The following is a 22287-nucleotide window of genomic DNA, read 5'->3' as shown; positions in this document are numbered from 1 at the left end:
TTATTTTTGTTCCGTTTTACCTTGTAAATGCAATTTGTTTTGGTAATACTTATAGGTTTCTAATTGTGCTCTAAAAATCGGAGCTTCGTTTCTCTCTCGATATTTATTATCTAGTTTATCAGAATGGTAGCGTGCTTTTACATTCCCTTTCCAACCCAAATCAAAATTATCAATTAATTCTCTCTTAATATCTTCATCATAAATTGGACAAGTTACTTCTACTCTACCATCCAGATTTCGACTCATAAAATCGGCCGATGATATAAAGACATCTGGCAAACCAGCATTGCCAAAAATATAAATTCGAGAATGCTCTAAGTAATTATCAACTATACTAATTGCTTCTATGTTTTCACTCAGTCCCTTTACACCTGGTATCAGTGAACAAATACCCCTTACTTCCAATTGTATTCTTACGCCAGCCTTACTAGCAGCATACAATTTGTCAATTATAGCGTAATCAGATAAGCTATTCATTTTCAATTTAATGTACGCTTTTCTACCTGCAAGTGCATGAAGAATCTCCCTATCAATTAGCTTGTAAAATCGAGAACGCGTATAATGTGGCGAAACGATTAGATGCTTGTAGCGATGTACTCTATAATTGATATCAAAAAATTCGAAAATTTTACTGATATCCTTCAAGATTTGCTGATGACTTGTTAATAAGGTCACATCGGTATATACTTTTGCAGTAGACTCATTAAAATTTCCTGTCGAAATAAAACCATATCTCTTAGTCTTTTCCTTTTCTGTACGCTCAATAACACATATTTTACTGTGTACTTTAAGACCTTTTATTCCAAATATTAAATTGATTCCTTCTGTTTGCATTTGCTCCGCATAGGAAATATTTGATGCTTCATCAAATCGTGCTTGTAATTCAATTTGAACGGTAACTTTCTTACCATTTTTTGCTGCATTTATAAGCGAACTAATAATTTGAGAATTCTTAGCCAATCGATATAGCGTGATTTTTATCGAAGTCACCTTCGGGTCTAATGCTGCCTCTCTTAAAAACCGAGTGATATAAGAAAACGATTGATAAGGAGCATTTACTAAATAATCCTTATCACTTATCTTTTGTAATAAACTACCTTCCAAACTTAAACCAGGAATGGGTAATGGCGGGTTTGTTTTATACAACAAATCATTTCTACCCAAACTTGGGAAGTCCATGTAATCCCTACGATTATGATATCTACCACCAGGAATAATACTATCTGTCGATACGATTTTCATTTTTTCTAAGAAAAACAAAAGGGTATCTCGACCTATAGTTTGGTCATAAATAAATCGAACAGGCTCTCCTATTCTTCGGTCTTTTACACTTGTCGAAATTTTTTCAAGCATACTTTTACTGAGATCGCTATCAATTTCTAACTGTGCATCGCGACTAATTTTGATCATGTGTGCTGATACACTTTGATAATCAAAAATGTTGAAAATACTTTTTAAATTATGACGAATGACATCATCAATCAAGATGACATATTGTTTTTCATTATCAGAAGGAAGTACTAGAAAACGATTAATAGTCTTTGGAATTTCGATTATTGCATAACGAACTTCTTGGCTATTCATCACAAGTTTTATTGCCAAATAACCCATATTATCTTTCAATAAAGGAAATTCAGCTAAGTCATTTAAAATGATGGTAACCAATTCGGGACTCAATTTTTGAATAAAGAAGTCTTTCAAAAATACCTCTTGTGCATCAGAAATCTCGTCTTCGGTGATAATAGAGACCCCCTTAACTTCAAGTTCTGTTTCAATTTCTTTAAAAATACTCAAACTTTCCGTTTGATGGCGAATTACGATTTCGTTGATATCTTTTATTAATTGTTGAGCCGAAATACCACCGAGAATTTTTTCACCAGTTTTCCCTGAATTGCTTAACCTACGAATAGCAGCAAATCGAACTCTAAAAAATTCATCTAAATTATTTGAAAAAATTCCCAAAAAGCGCAATCTTTCCAGTAGAGGCACAGACTTATCTGCAGCTTCTTGCAATACTCTAGCATTAAATGTCAACCAGCTTTTTTCTCTATCTATATATCTATTTACTAACACTTTCTTTTTTTAAATCTTTTGGAGTTATTATTTTTTTTGTTCGGCCGTTATTGATTTTTTTCCAACAATCAGTATCAAATTGCAGTGACACAAATCCAGTAGTAGGAACATTATCTATAAACACATCACCAAATTTATTAACAAAATCTGTAATTGCACCATTATGGCCAAAAAGAATTAAACTTTCAAATGAATCATCACAAGATTTAATGATTTTTTCGAGTTGATTGTCATCAAATGTGTATAAATCTGGCTTAAATACAATACTATCTATAGGCGCCAATAAATTTTGACTAAAAATCAAGGCGGTATCTGCAGCTCTTTTTGCTGTACTGCTCCATAAAATATAGGTTTTAGGAATAGCATCGGCGATGTTAGAAGAAACTAGATGTGCATCTTGCATTCCTCTTTTATCCAAAGGTCTATCTATATCTTTAAACGGAACATCCCAATTGGATTTACCATGTCGTATTAATATTAAATTTTTCATATTGATTTGATTAAATTCAGAAAGAGAAAGATACAATTTTTATTTAATGTGCAACTCAATACTTTATAGTTATAACAGTAATTTATTTACGATTTAACGTTGGGTAAATAGCATCAAATAAAATAATTATTAGATAAATTTGTTATTTCAACGGATTTAATTACTTTTAATCGATTATTTTAAATGTCAAAATGGTTTAAAACACCTTATATGGACAGAATATTGAGCCTCGATAAGCTCTTTATAAGTAATAATTAAGATTGAGATCTGTTTATTTTAACGGAATTTTAGTATTTGAACGAGTTTTTGTGTTGTTCAAAGTATAAATTGTAGTAATAACCTTTATATAGCTTAAATTTGAAACATATTATCATAATTATGTAAATTCAAAAATATAGTAAATGATAATTCTTACTAATAAAGCAATATATTATTTAGAATTACTAAAAATGTATTCATTATAAATTAAAAAGTAAAACATGCAAAATCTTCAAAATGATAGAGTGACAAATTCGACCTCAAGTTGCTTATTATTATTTTTTTCGAATAAAATTTTCTCTTCGAAAAGTTTTACTTACCAATTATAATTTTTAAGTTATTTTGAAAGTTAGTTAAATGGATTTTTATCAAATAATTTTGTCGAAATTTTAATAAAAACTCATTATTTCTTACTCTCAACCAACTTTTACTTACAAAAACAAACTCAATAGCTAGATTAAACTAAGTATTTCCAAATGAAACAAAAACTACCTCTAAACAATTTTATCAAATCAGTTTTTATTACATTATTATTTTTAATTAGTAATAGTGCAATAGCGCAGATTCCAATTTTTTCAAATCCATCTGAGATAATTGGCACCGATAAAACAAAAGGCGCTAAATATTTATATAAAGATGTAACTACTACCAGTGGTGTCGGAGTAGACGCTGTAGTTACGGTTGTAGATATTGTAAATGCAACTATTATCACCATAGATAATCCGACAAATGGAGGGCTTATAAATAGATTTCAGCCTGAAATCAAATCTACTAGATCTGGTGGTTATGTCGAATTTGAGTTTGCTTTTTTTAAAGCAGGAACATACGGTACTGCTGGACAATTAGAAGTGGAATTGGAGTCATTTCCTCTAGAAGCATTGGACGTAGATGGAACCGAATTTTTTGATGTAGCTCGACCCAACAATGAGAGTTACTTTCTTGAGTCAAATACCTTAATAACTGTAACTCCCGGAACTCCGTATACTAGATTCCAGGGCCCGAACCAATCTGCTAATCTTATCAATCTTAATGATACAGAATATATTGCTGTTGTATATTTTAAAAATCTTAGCTCCGTTAAATTTAGACTTGGTAGTAATTCAGTAAATAACGGAACAGCAGGTAATAGACAAAGTTCAATTAGTTTTGGTGAAGTAGTATTTAATGTACCTGTTGCGCCCAACGCAAACAATGATTTTAGCTTTTGTAATACACTTAAATCAGCTGCTAGTATTGATGTTACCATAAATGATACTGATCTAAATAATAATATAGACAAATCATCAGTAGATTTAATTCCTTCTACAGCTGTAATTGACAAAACATATGTCGTAGCAAATCAAGGAACGTGGACAGTAAATAATAGTGGAATTGTAACCTTTACTCCTTTGGCTGCTTTCACCGGTAATCCTACTCCTATCACATATAAAATTTACGATACAACATTACTTTCAGATTCAGCTACAATAACGATTACTTACAAGCCTACTGCGACAATTGAAGGAACTACAACATTATGTAAAGATGCCACAGCAACCAAAATCACATTTACAGCTACTGGCGGAAATGCACCTTATACTTTCACCTATAAAATCAATAATGGAAGTGAACAAAAAGTAACTACAACAAGTGGAAATTCTGTTTCAGTGTCGGCACCAACTTCTACAGCAAATCAATTTGTTTATACACTGATAAGTGTTGGAGATGGAAGTTCTAACAGTTGTATAAATCCACAGTCAGGTAATGCAACTGTAACAGTCAATCCAAAAGCATCTGCTTCGGATATTACTACTGCTAATCAAACAATATGTACTACTGAAAAAGCTACGGTAACTGCAACGAGTAGTATTGCTGGAGCAACTTTTAAATGGTATTCAGATGCTGCCCAGACTACATTATTATCTTCTAGTGCTTCATTTACTACGCCTGCTTTAACGGCAACTACTTCTTATTATGTAACAGTAACTGGAACGGCAACTTGTGAAAACGCTGCTAACAATGCTAAAGTGGTTACGGTAACAGTAAATCCTAAAGCATCTGCTTCGGACATTACTGCTGCTAACAAAACAATATGTACAGGTGAAATGGCTGCTTTATCTGCAACGAGCACAATCGCTGGTGCAACTTTCAAATGGTATTCAAATGCTGCTTTGACTACTTTAGTAAATACGGGTGCTAACTTTACTACTCCTACTCTAACAGCAACGACTTCTTATTACGTAACGGTAACTGGAACTTCAGTTTGTGAAAATACCGCTAACGCTGGAAAAGTAGTTACTGTAATAGTGAACCCTAAAGCATCTGCTTCGGACATTACTGCTGCTGACAAAACAATATGTACAGGTGAAACGGCTGCATTATCTGCAACGAGCACAATCGCTGGTGCAACTTTCAAATGGTATTCAAATGCTGCTTTGACTACATTAGTGTATACGGGTGCTAACTTTACTACGCCTACTCTAACAGCAACGACTTCTTATTACGTAACGGTAACTGGAACTGCAACTTGTGAAAACGCTGCTAATTCTGGAAAAGTGGTTACGGTAACAGTGAACCCTAAAGCTTCTGCTTCGGACATTACTGCTGCTGACAAAACAATATGTACAGGTGAAACGGCTGCATTATCTGCAACGAGCACAATCGCTGGTGCAACTTTCAAATGGTATTCAAATGCTGCTTTGACTACATTAGTGAATACAGGTGCTAACTTTACTACACCTGCTTTAACGGCAACTACTTCCTACTATGTGACTGTAGCGGGAACATCTATTTGTGAGAACGCTGCTACCACTGCTAAAGTAGTTACGGTAACAGTAAATCCTAAAGCTTCTGCTTCGGACATTACTGCTGCTAACAAAACAATATGTACAGGTGAAACGGCTGCGTTATCTGCAACGAGCACGATCGTTGGTGCAACTTTCAAATGGTATTCAAATGCTGCTTTGACTACATTAGTGAATACAGGTGCTAACTTTACTACACCTGCTCTAACAGCAACTACTTCTTATTATGTAACAGTGAGTGGTACGGCAACTTGTGAAAACGATGCTAACGCTGGAAAAGTAGTTACTGTAACAGTAAATCCTAAAGCGTCTGCTTCGGACATTACTGCTGCTAACAAAACAATATGTACAGGTGAAACGGCTGCATTGACTGCAACGAGCACAATCGCTGGTGCAACTTTCAAATGGTATTCAAATGCTGCTTTGACTACATTAGTGTATACGGGTGCTAACTTTACTACGCCTACTCTAACAGCAACGACTTCTTATTACGTAACGGTAACTGGAACTGCAACTTGTGAAAACTCTGCTAATTCTGGAAAAATTGTTACGGTAACAGTAAATCCTAAAGCATCTGCTTCGGACATTACCGCTGCTAACAAAACAATATGTACAGGTGAAACGGCTGCATTATCTGCAACGAGCACAATCGCTGGTGCAACTTTCAGATGGTATTCAGATGCTGCTTTGAAAAACTTAGTTTACACAGGTGCCAACTTTACTACTCCTACTCTAACAGCAACGACTTCTTATTACGTAACGGTAACTGGAACTTCAGTTTGTGAAAATACTGCTAACGCTGGAAAAGTAGTTACTGTAACAGTGAACCCTAAAGCATCTGCTTCGGACATTACTGCTGCTGACAAAACAATATGTACAGGTGAAACGGCTGCATTATCTGCAACGAGCACAATCGCTGGTGCAATTTTTAAATGGTATTCTAATGCTGCTTTGACTACATTAGTGTATACGGGTGCTAACTTTACTACGCCTACTCTAACAGCAACGACTTCTTATTACGTAACAGTAACTGGAACATCAACTTGTGAAAACGCTGCTAACAATGCTAAAGTGGTTACGGTAACAGTAAATCCTAAAGCTTCTGCTTCGGACATTACTGCTGCTGACAAAACAATATGTACAGGTGAAACGGCTGCATTATCTGCAACGAGCACAATCGCTGGTGCAACTTTCAAATGGTATTCTAATGCTGCTTTGACTACATTAGTGTATACGGGTGCTAACTTTACTACGCCTACTCTAACAGCAACGACTTCTTATTACGTAACAGTAACTGGAACATCAACTTGTGAAAACGCTGCTAACAATGCTAAAGTGGTTACGGTAACAGTAAATCCTAAAGCATCTGCTTCAGACATTACTGCTGCTAACAAAACAATATGTACAGGTGAAACCGCTGCATTATCTGCAACGAGCACAATCGCTGGTGCCACTTTCAAATGGTATTCAAACGCTGCTTTGACGAACTTAGTGTTTACTGGTGCTAACTTTACTACGCCTACTCTAACAGCAACGACTTCTTATTACGTAACGGTAACTGGAACTTCAGTTTGTGAAAATACTGCTAACGCTGGAAAAGTAGTTACTGTAACAGTGAACCCTAAAGCTTCTGCTTCGGACATTACTGCTGCTGACAAAACAATATGTACAGGTGAAACGGCTGCATTATCTGCAACGAGCACAATCGCTGGTGCAACTTTCAAATGGTATTCAAATGCTGCTTTGACTACATTAGTGTATACGGGTGCTAACTTTACTACGCCTACTCTAACAGCAACTACTTCTTATTACGTAACAGTAACTGGAACTTCAGTTTGTGAAAATACCGCTAACGCTGGAAAAGTAGTTACTGTAATAGTGAACCCTAAAGCATCTGCTTCGGACATTACTGCTGCTGACAAAACAATATGTACAGGTGAAACGGCTGCATTATCTGCAACGAGCACAATCGCTGGTGCAACTTTCAAATGGTATTCAAATGCTGCTTTGACGAACTTAGTTTACACAGGTGCTACATTTACTACGACTGCTTTAACGACAACTACTTCTTATTATGTAACAGTAACAGGAACGGCAGTTTGTGAAAATGCTGCTAATGCTGGAAAAGTAGTTACTGTAACAGTAAATCCTAAAGCATCTGCTTCGGACATTACTGCTGCTAACAAAACAATATGTACAGGTGAAACGGCTGCATTATCTGCAACGAGCACAATCGCTGGTGCAACTTTCAAATGGTATTCAAATGCTGCTTTGACTACAGTAGTGTATACGGGAGCCAACTTTACTACGCCTGCTTTAACAGCAACGACTTCTTATTATGTAACGGTAACTGGAACGGCTACTTGTGAAAACGCTGCTAATTCTGGAAAAGTGGTTACGGTAACAGTAAATCCTAAAGCATCTGCATCGGACATTACTGCTGCTGACAAAACAATATGTACAGGTGAAACGGCTGCATTATCTGCAACGAGCACAATCGCTGGTGCAACTTTCAAATGGTATTCAAATGCTGCTTTGACTACATTAGTGTATACGGGTGCTAATTTCACTACTCCTGCTTTAACAGCAACTACTTCTTATTATGTAACAGTGAGTGGAACGGCAACTTGTGAAAATGCTGCTAATTCTGGAAAAGTAGTTACTGTAACAGTAAATCCTAAAGCATCTGCTTCGGACATTACTGCTGCTGACAAAACAATATGTACAGGTGAAACTGCTGCATTAACTGCAACGAGTACGATCGCTGGTGCAACTTTCAGATGGTATTCAGATGCTGCTTTAAAAAACTTAGTTTACACAGGTGCTACATTTACTACTACTGCTTTAACGGCAACTACTTCTTATTACGTAACGGTAACTGGAACTGCAACTTGTGAAAACGCTGCTAATTCTGGAAAAGTGGTTACGGTAACAGTAAATCCTAAAGCTACTGCTTCGGACATTACCGCTGCTAACAAAACAATATGTACAGGTGAAACGGCTGCATTATCTGCAACGAGCACAATCGCTGGTGCAACTTTCAAATGGTATTCAAATGCTGCTTTGACTACATTAGTGTATACGGGTGCTAACTTTACTACGCCTACTCTAACAGCAACGACTTCTTATTACGTAACGGTAACTGGAACTGCAACTTGTGAAAACGCTGCTAATTCTGGAAAAGTGGTTACGGTAACAGTAAATCCTAAAGCATCTGCTTCAGACATTACTGCTGCTAACAAAACAATATGTACAGGTGAAACCGCTGCATTATCTGCAACGAGCACAATCGCTGGTGCCACTTTCAAATGGTATTCAAACGCTGCTTTGACGAACTTAGTGTTTACTGGTGCTAACTTTACTACGCCTACTCTAACAGCAACGACTTCTTATTACGTAACGGTAACTGGAACTTCAGTTTGTGAAAATACTGCTAACGCTGGAAAAGTAGTTACTGTAACAGTGAACCCTAAAGCTTCTGCTTCGGACATTACCGCCGCTAACAAAACAATATGTACAGGTGAAACGGCTGCATTATCTGCAACTAGCGGTATCGCTGGTGCCGTTTTCAAATGGTATTCAGATGCTGCTTTGACGAACTTAGTTTACACAGGTGCTACATTTACTACGACTGCTTTAACGACAACTACTTCTTATTATGTAACAGTAACTGGATCGGCAACGTGTGAAAACGCTACTAATTCTGGAAAAGTGGTTACGGTAACAGTAAATCCTAAAGCTTCTGCTTCAGACATTACTGCTGCTAACAAAACAATATGTACAGGTGAAACGGCTGCATTGACTGCATCAAGCACCATCACTGGTGCAACTTTCAGATGGTATTCAGATGCTGCTTTGACGAACTTAGTGTTTACTGGTGCTAACTTTATTACGCCTGCTTTAACAGCAACTACTTCGTACTACGTAACAGTAACAGGAACGGCAGTTTGTGAAAATGCTGCTAACGCTGGAAAAGTGGTTACCGTAACAGTAAATCCTAAAGCATCTGCTTCGGACATTACTGCTGCTGACAAAACAATATGTACAGGTGAAACTGCTGCATTAAGTGCAACGAGTACGATCGCTGGTGCTGCTTTCAGATGGTATTCAGATGCTGCTTTGAAAAACTTAGTTTACACAGGTGCTACATTTACTACGACTGCTTTAACGGCAACTACTTCTTATTATGTAACGGTAACTGGAACGGCAACTTGTGAAAATGCTGCTAACGCTGGAAAAGTTGTTACTGTAACAGTAAATCTTTTACCTAAAGCAACTATCTCAGGTACTACTACAGTTTGTAAAGATGTAATTTCTCCAAAGGTGACTTTTACTGGTTCAAATGGAACAGCTCCTTACACATTTGTTTACAAGATAGGAAATGGAAGTAATCAATCAGTAACAACAACTATTGGAAATTCTGTAACAATTGACGCACCTACTACTGTTGCAGGACAATTTGTTTACTCTTTAGTAAATGTAACTGACGCTAGTTCATCAATATGTTCACAAACTCAAACAGGAACTGTAACAATAACTGTTGATCCATTACTTCAAGCAAATAACGATATTGGAAGCGAAGTTAACGGCTCTATAGGAGGAACTTCTTATGCTAATGTCTTAAAAAATGATACATTAGACGATCAACCAGTTACAAGTAACCAAGTAATTGTAACTTTCGTATCTTCAACTAATCCGAATATTACTCTTTCTGGGAACAACGTAATGGTTGCCGCTGGAACTCCAACAGGTAATTACAGCTTAACTTACAAGATTTGTGGTACAACTACAAGTTGTTCATGTTCGACAGCAACTGTCTCTGTTCCTGTAGGATCAGCAAGTATTGATGCTTTAGATGATACCTTCGCTTCAGCAAGTGGTATTGTAGGAAATAGTAATATTGGAAATGTATTAAGTAGTAATCCTACTTCTGATAACACACCAGATACTTTAAATGGTCTTCCAACCAATATAAATGAAGTAAAAATCTCAATACTTACACCTGCAATTCCAGCTAGTACAAATGCTCCAGTACCGACAATCGATATTAGCACTGGAAACGTTTCCGTTCCTGCTGGTACAATTGCCGGTAATTATATCATCAAATACCAAATTTGTGAAATTTTAAATAGTGCAAATTGTGATTTTGCGTTTGTAACTATACCTGTTTATGCTCCTTCAATTTCAATAACAAAAGACGGTACTTACAGCGATGCTAATAATGATGGAATAACAAATATTGGCGATTTAATCAACTACACATTTATTGTTAAAAACACAGGTGGTTCTATATTAACAAACGTAAAAGTAACAGATGACAAAGTTGCTGTAACTGGAGGTCCAATTGATTTAGCAATTGGACAAACTGATAACTCAACTTTTACTGCTGCATACTCAATAACACAAGATGATATTAATAAAGGTGTAGTTTACAATTTAGCCTTAGCAACTGGTACTCCTCCTGTCGGTCCTTCAGTTACGGCTACCTCTACTGATCCAACGCCTTGTACTACTTGTCCAGTTGATCCTATTTGTTTGGATTGTACAATGACTCCATTGGAACAAAAAGGAGCTATCTCAATTACAAAAGATGGTACTTACCAAGACACAAATGCTGACGGAGTTACAAACATCGGAGATCTTATTACTTATACTTTCGTAGTGAAAAATACAGGTAATGTGACTTTGACAAACGTAACGGTAACAGATGATAATGCAACTGTAATCGGTGGTCCTATCGCGACATTGACTGTAGGTGCAACAGATACAACTACATTTACTGCTACCCACACATTGACACAAGACGATATCAATAAAGGTATTGTTTACAACTTAGCAACAGTAACAGGTACTGATCCTAAAGGGAACCCAACAACGGCTACCTCTACTGATCCGACTCCTTGTACGACTTGTCCAGTTGATCCTGAATGTATTGATTGTACAATGACTCCATTGGATCAAAAAGCGGCTATCTCAATTACAAAAGATGGTATGTACCAAGACACAAATGCTGACGGAGTTACAAACATCGGGGATCTTATTACTTATACTTTCGTAGTGAAAAATACAGGTAATGTGACTTTGACAAACGTAACGGTAACAGATGATAATGCAACTGTAATCGGTGGTCCTATCGCGACTTTGGCTGTAGGTGCTGTTGACAATACGACATTTACTGCAACGCATACATTGACACAAGACGATATTAATAAAGGTATTGTTTACAACTTAGCAACCGTAACAGGTACTGATCCTAAAGGGAACCCAACAACGGCTACTTCTACTGATCCAACACCTTGTACTACTTGTCCTGTTGATCCTACTTGTTTGGATTGCACGATAACCGAATTAGATCAACAAGGCGCTATAGCTCTTGTTAAAACTGGTTTATTTATTGATTCAAATAAAGATGGATTTGCACAAGTTGGTGAAACAATAGAATACAGTTTCACAGTTACAAATACTGGAAATGTGACTTTAACTAATGTAATTGTTACCGATCCATTACTACCAAACTTGACTGGTTCTCCAATAAATATTCTATTAGTAGGTAATTCTAATAATACAATAAAAGGGACTTACATATTAACTCAAGCAGACATAGATGCTGGAAAAGTTATTAATACAGCTCTGGCAGTTGGTCAAGATCCGAAAGGAACAGATGTACAAGATATTTCTGGTACAACGGTAAATAACAATACTAATACAGTAACACCTTTGCCACAAAGTGCAGCATTGGCAGTAGTTAAAGTAGCAAACACTCCGTTTTACAGTTCTGTAGGTGATGTTATAAATTACACTATCCAAGTGCAAAATATAGGTAGTGTATCGTTATACAACATTGTTGTAACAGATCCATTGACTGGATTAAACGAAACAATTCCTACCTTAGCACCTGGAACCTACCAAGAGTACAACGTAGATTATATTATAACTCAACAAGATAGATTAAATCTTGAAGTTATCAATGTCGCTTTTGCAAATGGATTTACACCAGACAACAAACCAATTAGTGCATCGGATACTGAAGTTGTTGAAGCAAATATTGTAGAAGGTTGTCGTAGTATTACAGCTGTTGATATTCATAATGCTATATCGCCAAATGGAGATAATAAAAATGAAGTTTTCATAATTGATAATATTGAAGATACTTTATGCTACCCTACTAATAGTATTGAGATTTACAACCGTTGGGGAGTATTGGTATATGAAACAAAAGGATACGACAATGCAACAAATGCATTTAAAGGTTTCTCTGAAGGAAGAACTACAATTAGTAAATCTGAAGGATTGCCAGCTGGAACATATTTCTACATCTTGAATTATACGTCTTTAGATGGACTTAATAATTCTATCAACAATACAATAGATGGGTATTTATACCTAGCTAGATAATAATAAAACCCAAATCTAACTCCTGAGGATGAAAATCCTCAGGATTAAAAATAGAATAAATGAAGACAAGAATAGTAACTTTCGTTTTGATGTTTACAGCAACAGTAAGTTTTGCTCAGCAAGATTCACAGTTCACGCAGTATATGTATAACACAATTAACATTAATCCCGCTTACGCAGGTTCACGCGGTGCATTGAGCGTATTCGCTTTGCATCGTACACAATGGGTCGGTTTAGATGGTGCTCCTGTTACCAATGCTGTATCGGTAAACACTCCTTTAAATAATAGCAGATTAGGATTAGGTGTATCTATCATCAACGATAAAATTGGTCCTACTACAGAGAATACAATTTCTGGAGATTTATCTTATACCATTCCGACATCTGAAAGTTTCAAACTTTCATTCGGTTTGAAAGCAACTGCAAACTTATTCGATTTAAATAGTACAAAACTTAACCCAGTTGATGCTGACGACCCTACTTTGCAAAATGTAACCAAGTTTAATCCTAACATCGGAGCAGGTATTTATTACCATTCCGACAAGGCATATGTTGGTCTTTCTGTTCCAAATTTTATAGAGACGAATAGATATGATGATAATGAAGTTGCTATCTCAAAAGAAAAAATGACCTATTATTTAATAGGAGGTTACATCTTCGATTTAAGTAGTACTTTAAAATTTAAACCAGCAGTATTGACCAAAATGATTGCGGGTAGTCCACTACAAGTAGATATATCAAGCAACTTTATGTTATTTGATAAGTTAACATTAGGAGCATCTTACAGATGGAGTGCTGCTTTGAGTGCTATGGTAGGATTTCAAATTTCTGATGCAATGTATATTGGATATGGATATGACAGAGAAACAACTAATCTAAAAAATTATAACTCTGGATCTCACGAGATTTTCTTTCGCTACGAGATATTCAAAAACAATGACAAAATTACTACTCCAAGATTCTTCTAAAAAGCCGCTATCATGAAATATAATATTCTTCTATACATAACAATAATCACGATATTTTCAGCTAATATATATGGGCAAAGTTCAAAAATTGCCAAAGCTGATCGAAAGTATGATAATTTTGCCTACATAGACGCTATCAAAACTTATGAAAGAGTAGCTGAAAAAGGTTATAAGTCGGTCGAAATTTTCGAAAAACTTGGTAACTCATACTACTTTAATGGGCAGTTGGCAAATGCATCCAAATGGTACGGAGAATTGTTTGCAATGAAAGCAGATGTTAAGCCCGAGTACTTTTTTAGATATGCGCAATCATTACGTGCGATAGGAGAAAATAAGCAAGCTGATCTAATTATGCAAAAGTTTGTAGAACTTTCAACTGATGATAGCAGAGCAGATTTTTATGATAAGAACAGAGATTATCTTGCCGAAATAAAAAATAATACAGGAAGATATGATGTAGATAGTACGTCTATTAATTCTAAATATTCAGATTACGGATCGGCGTTTTTTAATAATAAATTGATCTTTGCTTCTGCACGTGATACAGGAAGTATTGGGCAAAGAAAACACACTTGGACAAATCAGTATTTTACAAATCTTTATGTTGCTGATTTAGATGAAAAGTTGAATCCGTCGAATCCAGTGAAATTCGAAGGAAAAATTAATTCTAAATTTAATGAGTCAACTCCTATTTTTACAAAAGATGGTAAAACGATCTACTTTACTCGAAATAATTATCTAGATGGAAAAAAAGGTAAAAATGCTAATGATGTTACTTTAATTAAAATTTATAAGGCAACACTTGTAGATAATGAATGGTCTAATATAACCGAAATGCCATTTAATAGTGACTCCTACTCTACTGCGCACCCTGCGTTAAGTAAGGATGAAAAAACACTTTACTTTGCATCTGATATGCCAGGAACAATCGGACTTTCGGATTTGTTTAAGGTATCTATTGGTGAGAACGGAACTTATGGAAAACCTGAAAATTTAGGAGTTAAAATAAATACCCCTGGTCGTGAAACATTTCCTTTTTTAAATGATGAAAACGAAATCTACTTTGCGTCTGATGGGCATCCTGGTGTAGGAGGTTTGGATGTATTTGTTACCAAGATAAATGATGACAATACCTATGGTGATGTTCAAAATGTGGGTGCAGATATTAATTCACCGAAAGATGATTTTGCTTATATTATCGATAGCAAATCGAGAAGAGGTTTCTTTACTTCTAGCAGAGATGGTGGAAAAGGATATGATGATATTTATAAGTTTATAGAAAATAAACCATTGACCTGCGAGCAAGAATTGTACGGACAAATTACAGATGTTGATTCTAAGGAACCATTACCGAATGCAAAAGTTAGTTTATTTGATAAAAAATTTACTGAAATTGCAACAACAACTGCGGATGCAAATGGTAATTATACCTTTAAAGTGGACTGCGGAAAAACGTACTATGTAAGAGCTGAGCAACCAGACTACAATACAAGAGAAGAAAAAGTTACCACTTCTACTGAAAAAGGCAGAACAGAACTTAATATAGCACTTGAAAAAATTACGTGTAAAGTTTCTGTAGGTGATGATTTAGGACATTGTTTCGGAATCAAATTGATTTACTTTGACTTGGACAAATCGGATATTCGACCACAAGCTGAATTAGACTTAGAAAAAATATTAGATGTTTTAAGACAGTATCCAAATATGAAATTGGATATTCGATCTCATACAGATAGTAGAGGTTCATTTAAATACAACGAATCATTATCAGATCGACGTGCTAAAGCGACAATCAAGTGGCTGGTACAAAATGGTGTTACAGCCGACCGACTTATTGGAAAAGGATATGGTGAATACCAACTTGTAAACAAATGTGTCGATGGAGTATCTTGTACAGAGGAAGAGCACCAATTCAATAGAAGAAGTGAATTTATCATCACTGACTTATAGCATTTAGAAGTACTATACTTCTATAAAATTTAAAAGGTTATTCTTAAAATACTTTAGCTCTTAAAAAGTTCTAAATTATTTTTCGAATAACCTTTTTTTAGTGGTCTAAATAAAATGATTTTTCAGATTACCAGTTAGCTCTGAGAGCGAATTTCACTTTAAATTATAGAATTGCACAGTATTTCAGTTTCTATAAATTTATCATAATCTATTTTTGAGATACCATTCATATTTTTACAATGACAACTTTGTTATACTTAATTCATATCGACTACATGAAAAAAATTGGTAACTTAAAATTTGATTTTTTTATGGCCTTTTGTAATTTTAATTAAGTATAAAAATCGTGCCTCACTCCTATTCTGATAAAGCATTTTCGAACATACAGATAGAAAATTAGATTTTAAATGACAATATTTAATCTTAACTATTTTCTTTTTGCCATTTGAGAATCAAGGGCAATTGTCTATATATCATTAATTTTATTTACATAGTTATTTACGAAATCGTGTTTAACTTAATAAGTTGCCAAATTCAATAAATAAAAATTTTAAGTTAAACTTCCTACCTGTAATTGAAAGGCAGATTAAAATAATAAATGATGATATTTGAAAAACCTATAACTTGTTTTTAATGTATTATTTTATAAAATAAACATTCAGACTACTGAAAAGTTAGATGTTTAATTCTCGAATAATTTTAAGCTTCCTACCTCCTGCTCTTAAGCCCCGTTTACATATTGCCTGTGACCTTTTACAGTTTATTAAAGTAGCTTTTTTTGTAAAATCATTCAGTAATTGATTTTTTGAATAATACGGAAACTGTATTTTTTTTTAATTGCTATTTAAGGAATTGCGTTAAATATATTGTGTTACCAAATTATCATCAATAACCTGCTATTTTCACGAAGTTAAGGTTTGGGAAGAGATCATATTGACAGCTTAAAAATTTGATCTAGCTTTCTACTGCAGTAAACGATTCTAAAGCGATTCTGGATTAGATTTATAACTTTGTATATTGGTTGTCATAACAACTTGACAAAAAAGCGATCTAGCAAATAGTTTAATAAAATCACTGTCACATTACTTTGTATAATCAAAATGTCGTTATTGTCAATTAAAAAACTAACTGAATTATGACCTGTGATTTTAAATAATTTCTATTGATAATTTACATGATCAAGCATTTTGTATAAATAGCGCTTAAAACAACTCTAAAACAGCTAATTCGGGCATTTAAGCTAGGATGATTTAAGTTATGCAACCTTAACTTAAACTCATTTAAAAGCACCTATAATTATCTCGTATCAAAATTTGATTGTTATGGGTGAACAAGTTAGCCACCTTATTCAGTACAAGTTTAATCACATAATGTAAAACGAAATTTTTGAATGAATGACTAGCCAAAATATAAGATCATTTTAAGATCGTATAAAACTTATTTCCGTCATTTTTAGACAGTTTTAGGTTACGTTATAAAAAAGTTATAGAGTATTAGATATTGGTATATTTAAATAAGATGTAGCCAGTATCATTCGCGAATATTTATCAGATCAAAACTAAATATATTACCGTTTTAATTTTATATACTCAATACTCCAAAGTTCACAATTTAATTAGAATTTCTAATTGCAAGTCTTTATTGTTTCGCCCCCTATCAAACGAGAGTGTTAATCTAAATTTCGATTATTAATCATACTGCATTACAATTTTAATTGGAACTAACAATCATGTAATTTAACTTTATACAAATTGCTACAATTTAGTAAGGCTGGCATCTATTTAGTACCACTGCAGATCTAACATTATTTGATCATACTCATTACCGTAAAATCAACAGAATAATTTTATACTATGCAAAGTTGCTTATTAAAAATCGTTAATCAATGGCCTACTTTACCAACAATATAGAATTATATATATGTTGTATTGACACCCTATACAATTCATTACTAAAATTACAAATGTACTGTTTGGTATTGCAAATAGGTCTTAGTTTCTTAAACTCAAACTTTCCTCACCATGCAATACTATACCTTTTCAGACAAATTAATCTGGTAAAAATAGCTGTTAGCTTAACTTTAAAAAGCTTTCATTTCGGAGATGACTATTGCACTATTTATTGATTGCTTATAGCATCCTTACTGATTGAGATCCAAATTACACCTGCCTTTCGAAAATTAACAATTAGCAATTTAGATTACTTACTGTTGTTGCACCATCTCAAACTTTTCTAGAAGTACTGATCACTTAATATTACCAAATCTAAATATTCCCATTTATTAATAGCATAGGAGATTTCGAATAAGACATTCTGCATTAAATACAAACTAAATTAACATGGATTAAATAGTTCTTCAATCACAATAACAGATCATATCGAGACTATCACTTTCGATACAAATAAAAAAAAACTTGATAAAGATACAAGGTAAATCAGCATTGCTAAAGTTACTACTGCATTATTCCATTCGAAAAAAATTAAACATAATTTTGAAACTTAGCTTATTATTAATCGAATTATAGCAACTACACTTCCTCCTTCTGAAAAGAAAATAATATTATTAATCATAGTCTACTTTAAAGGATAAGATTCTAAATAATTGAATATTTACAAATTAGACTGCCAAAAAGTAACTCAGTGCAAAAGAAGCCTTTTAAGCGATTGTATATAACTTTCATCTTCTTCTAGATGTTGATTACTATAAGAGCGCATTAAGGCTCAAATTAGCCTAAAATCAGTCGTTCTAATGCTTTTTTCAACAATAAAGTCTTTGTGGTAATTACCTTCAATAAATCACTTTCGAATAAACCACTTTAAAACTAAAAAAAGGTCCATAGAAATTAAATTCCATGGACCTTATTATTGATTATTTATCTAATAATTACTTCTTGTAATACTTTCTATATTTAGGATACGTAATTGCTCCTATCAGTGCGATACCTCCCAATAAGTAGTAAAGCCAGTCTAACGATTTAGCTTCACCGCTTGCATAAGAGTGTAATCCTACCAAGTGGAAATTTACTCCATAGTACGTGAATAAAATCGATACAAAAGCAAACATACTCATTAGGTTAAAAATCCATTTACCACGTAATGATGGTACAAAACGAGCATGTATGACAAAGGCATAAACCATGATACTTATCAAAGCCCAAGTTTCTTTTGGATCCCAACCCCAGTAGCGACCCCAGCTTTCGTTGGCCCATTGACCTCCAAGAAAGTTTCCAATTGTTAGCATGATCAATCCAACTGTTAAAGCTAACTCGTTGATATAGGTAATCTCCTGAATATTTAAGTCCATCTTAGCTTTGTTCTTGTCATTGGTAAAAAAGATCAAAAGTAAAGAGACAAATCCTAAAATCATTCCCAAAGTAAAAGGGCCATAACTCGCCACAATCACAGCGACGTGAATCATTAACCAATAAGAATTAAGTACAGGTTGTAGATTAGCAATTTCTGGATCGATCCAGTTAAGGCTAGATGCCCACAAAATCATAGCCGTAACAAAAGCAGATGAAGCAACGGTAAGTTTTGACTTGCTATCAAATGCCAATCCAAAAAACATGGTTGCCCACGCAATGTAAATAATGGATTCGTAAGCATTACTCCAAGGTGCATGACCAGAGACGTACCAGCGCGCTATCAGACCGACAGTATGCAAAGCAAATAATAAACCAATAATAACATGCATTGTGTTTACCGCAATTGTTAAGAACTTCCGATCTTTGAATATTTGCATAATTGTAAATACGAACATTAAAAGCGCTGCAAGGATATACCAGTTAAAAAGTTTCTGAAAAATATCGTATTTGTTATATAAAATTTCAGTATCAATTTTCCCCTCAGATGGCATTACTTTCTCACCAAATTTACGTTGAAAACCATGTAAGCTTTCCAATAAATCATCTGCATTTTTATAGTCATTTGTAACCGAAGCATTATTCAAAGAACCAAAATAAAGTGGTAAAATACTTTTGGTATAAGTAGAATCCATCCCTTTTAATCCAGAATTCTCTGTTTCCAAATACGAAATCCATTTGTTGTTGGCATCATTTGGAATCGGGAAGATTTTCATAATAGAACCACTCAAAGCCGATTCCATTAAATTAACCCTTTTATCTGCCGCGATAAAGTCTTGATCAAATTGATTAGGATTGGCCGCCTTGTAAGCGCCATCCAAATAGGGAGATAATTTATAATTTCCTTTAGCATCAAAAAATTTAATAAAAGGTGCGTATTTCTGTTTTGAATCAATACCTATTATTTTTCGAATACTATCATTACCCAATTTCAAATAAATTATAGGCACCTCAATCCATAATTTTGCATACTGAGACATCGATAAAAATACCTGGTCAGAATTCATTCCGTTATAATCATTGGACTGACTCACCTTTCTCAATAACTCTGACGAAAATGTATTGATAGGTTTCATTCTTCCACCAGCATCCTGAACAATCAAACGTCCAAATTTTGCTGCATGCTCAGGAGAAACTTTAAATTTATTAAGCAAAGAATCTAGTTCCTTTGCCGTAGGAGATCGCTCCACGTGGGCACTTAGACTATTTTCAGTCTGTTCGTGTTCGTGATCATGATCATGCTCGTGGTCATGGTCATGCGTTTGAGCAAAACCATTAAAACTCAATAACACCACAAGTAAAGTGATCAATTTTGATTTCTTCATTTTTACTACTTCAAGTTTACGTTTTACATCTGCAAAACGAGAATATTTGGTAAACATAATCGCCATCATAGCAAAGTACAACAAAAAGTATCCGAAATAGGTAATGTTTGTACCCCAAAAATCATGATTAACAGACAATACCGTTCCTTTTTCATCAGGGTCAAATGATGACTGAAAAAATCGGTAGCCATTATGATCCAATACATTATTCATAAAAATATGGGCGTCAAAAGTTTCTGTATCTTGTACGGTTACAAGACTTTCAAAAGAAGAATAACTCTTCTCTGTTCCAGGATATTTCTTAGCAATAAAGTCATTTAATTTTATTTTAAAAGGTAATACGTATGCCTTACTACCATAGAATAAGCTATATTCCTTATCTCCAATCTTAACTGTTTTTGGTTCCCCTATTTTACCTTTAGATCCAGTAAGAGTCACTTCCTTTTCTTGTCCGTCAGCTTTTACTTTTACAATCAAAGCATTGTCACCCCCTTTTGCTTTGTAATCATTTTTAGACTCATAGGCAATAATCCCTTTTACAGGCATATCTGGTAGTACAAAACGCATCTCACCAATACTATACAAAGAACGCATCATCAAGGGTTGCACATCATCCTTGGTAACTTTACCCTCAAATTTATCTGCCATACGCATAAAATTACCTTCAAAAGGAGTCTGAATTGTAAACTCTTTACCCGTGGTATTTATATTTATAGCTCCATCAGTAGGATTGTTTAGTGAGAATAAAACGTTGTGTATATTTTGTACTTCACCCTCCTTCAAAAAGTGCTCATGACGACCACCATCACCAGCCTCGACAATTTTCATGTACAAAATTCCGCTGTTGTCTTCCTTAATATATTCGGTGGCATCCATTATAAAATCTTGGTATTCTACCTCAAAAGGAGTTTCTCCAAATTTACCCGAAAGCGAAAAATCATTGCTAGTAGCTGGTGAAAGAAGAATCGATTGATCAAAAACCCTACGTTTCATCTCCCCTTTGTACTCCCCATCAACAAAAACAGTCAAGAACGTCTTATCTGAGTAAAACTGATTTTCAGCAGCACCCTCACGTATCGGCATTACACCCTCATAACTTATGTAACGTGTTACAAAAGCACCCAAAAGGATAAAAACAAAAGACAAATGAAGAATCAGAGTAGCCCACTTTTCTTTTTTCCACAACTGGTAACGTTTGATGTTTCCGGCAAAATTAATCAAGAAAAAAACCATGATTGCTTCAAACCACCAGCTGTTATAGATCATAATTCGGGCAGTATCGGTATTGTATTTACTTTCAATAAAAGTTCCGGCACCCATAGCAATAGCAAAAGTTAAGAAAAGCACCGCCATCAATCGGGTGGAAAACAAAATAGAGATAATTTTTTTATCCATTTTTCAGGGTATATATTAAATTTAAAAAGTCCGACAAAAGTACTCAAAAATGTTCGGTTTGTTTGATGCCCATTTGTTAATTTAATCCAAAATTAAGCTTCAAAAGCACTTTCTATGCTGGTTTCTTTTGGGCGTGCCACCATTCTTAAAATGAGCTATCTTCATTGCACATAGTAGCTCATTTTAAGAATGCTGTCGGGCTATACATTACAAGTCCTCAATAAGTTTCGCTACCGCTACACTTCTTTCCGGGCTTTCCACTGCTATCCCTCACGTAAGTCAAAAATT

General features: G+C 34.5%; 6 protein-coding genes. 3 read left to right on the top strand and 3 right to left on the bottom strand.

The genetic code is table 11. From position 1 onward, the window contains the following. Positions 1-2073, bottom strand: coding sequence for a polyphosphate kinase 1 (gene ppk1 / locus LXH21_RS09225; RefSeq protein WP_239865040.1), 2073 nt, complete (start codon positions 2071-2073; stop codon positions 1-3). After that, a complete protein-coding gene (locus tag LXH21_RS09220) occupies positions 2060-2563 on the bottom strand; it encodes a SixA phosphatase family protein (protein ID WP_239865039.1) in 504 nt (167 codons plus the stop codon). Before LXH21_RS09220 ends, ppk1 begins: the two co-directional genes overlap by 14 nt. Positions 2564-3297: 734 nt before the next feature. Between LXH21_RS09220 and LXH21_RS09215 the strand changes: the two genes are divergently transcribed. The 3 genes from LXH21_RS09215 to LXH21_RS09205 are packed head-to-tail and all read left to right on the top strand — an operon-like array spanning position 3298 to position 15917. Then, positions 3298-12999 (top strand): Ig-like domain-containing protein, encoded by a 9702-nt coding sequence (locus tag LXH21_RS09215; protein WP_239865038.1) that lies wholly within the window; start codon positions 3298-3300, stop codon positions 12997-12999. A 59-nt stretch (positions 13000-13058) separates the two neighbouring features. Then, a complete protein-coding gene (locus tag LXH21_RS09210) occupies positions 13059-13967 on the top strand; it encodes a PorP/SprF family type IX secretion system membrane protein (protein WP_239865037.1) in 909 nt (302 codons plus the stop codon). A gap of 12 nt (positions 13968-13979) precedes the next feature. Beyond that, a complete protein-coding gene (locus tag LXH21_RS09205; protein WP_239865036.1) occupies positions 13980-15917 on the top strand; it encodes an OmpA family protein in 1938 nt (645 codons plus the stop codon). 2884 nt (positions 15918-18801) lie between these two features. Here the strand turns inward: LXH21_RS09205 and ccsA are convergent. Beyond that, positions 18802-21999: a cytochrome c biogenesis protein gene (gene ccsA, locus LXH21_RS09200; protein ID WP_239865035.1), complete on the bottom strand. Its 3198-nt coding sequence runs from the start codon at positions 21997-21999 to the stop codon at positions 18802-18804. Positions 22000-22287: the final 288 nt, after the last annotated feature.

The sequence above is a fragment of the Flavobacterium algicola genome (assembly GCF_022399565.1).
GTDB lineage: Bacteria > Bacteroidota > Bacteroidia > Flavobacteriales > Flavobacteriaceae > Flavobacterium > Flavobacterium algicola.
Note: the sequence above shows the minus strand (reverse complement) of the source record. Positions and strands in the feature narration are given on the sequence as shown.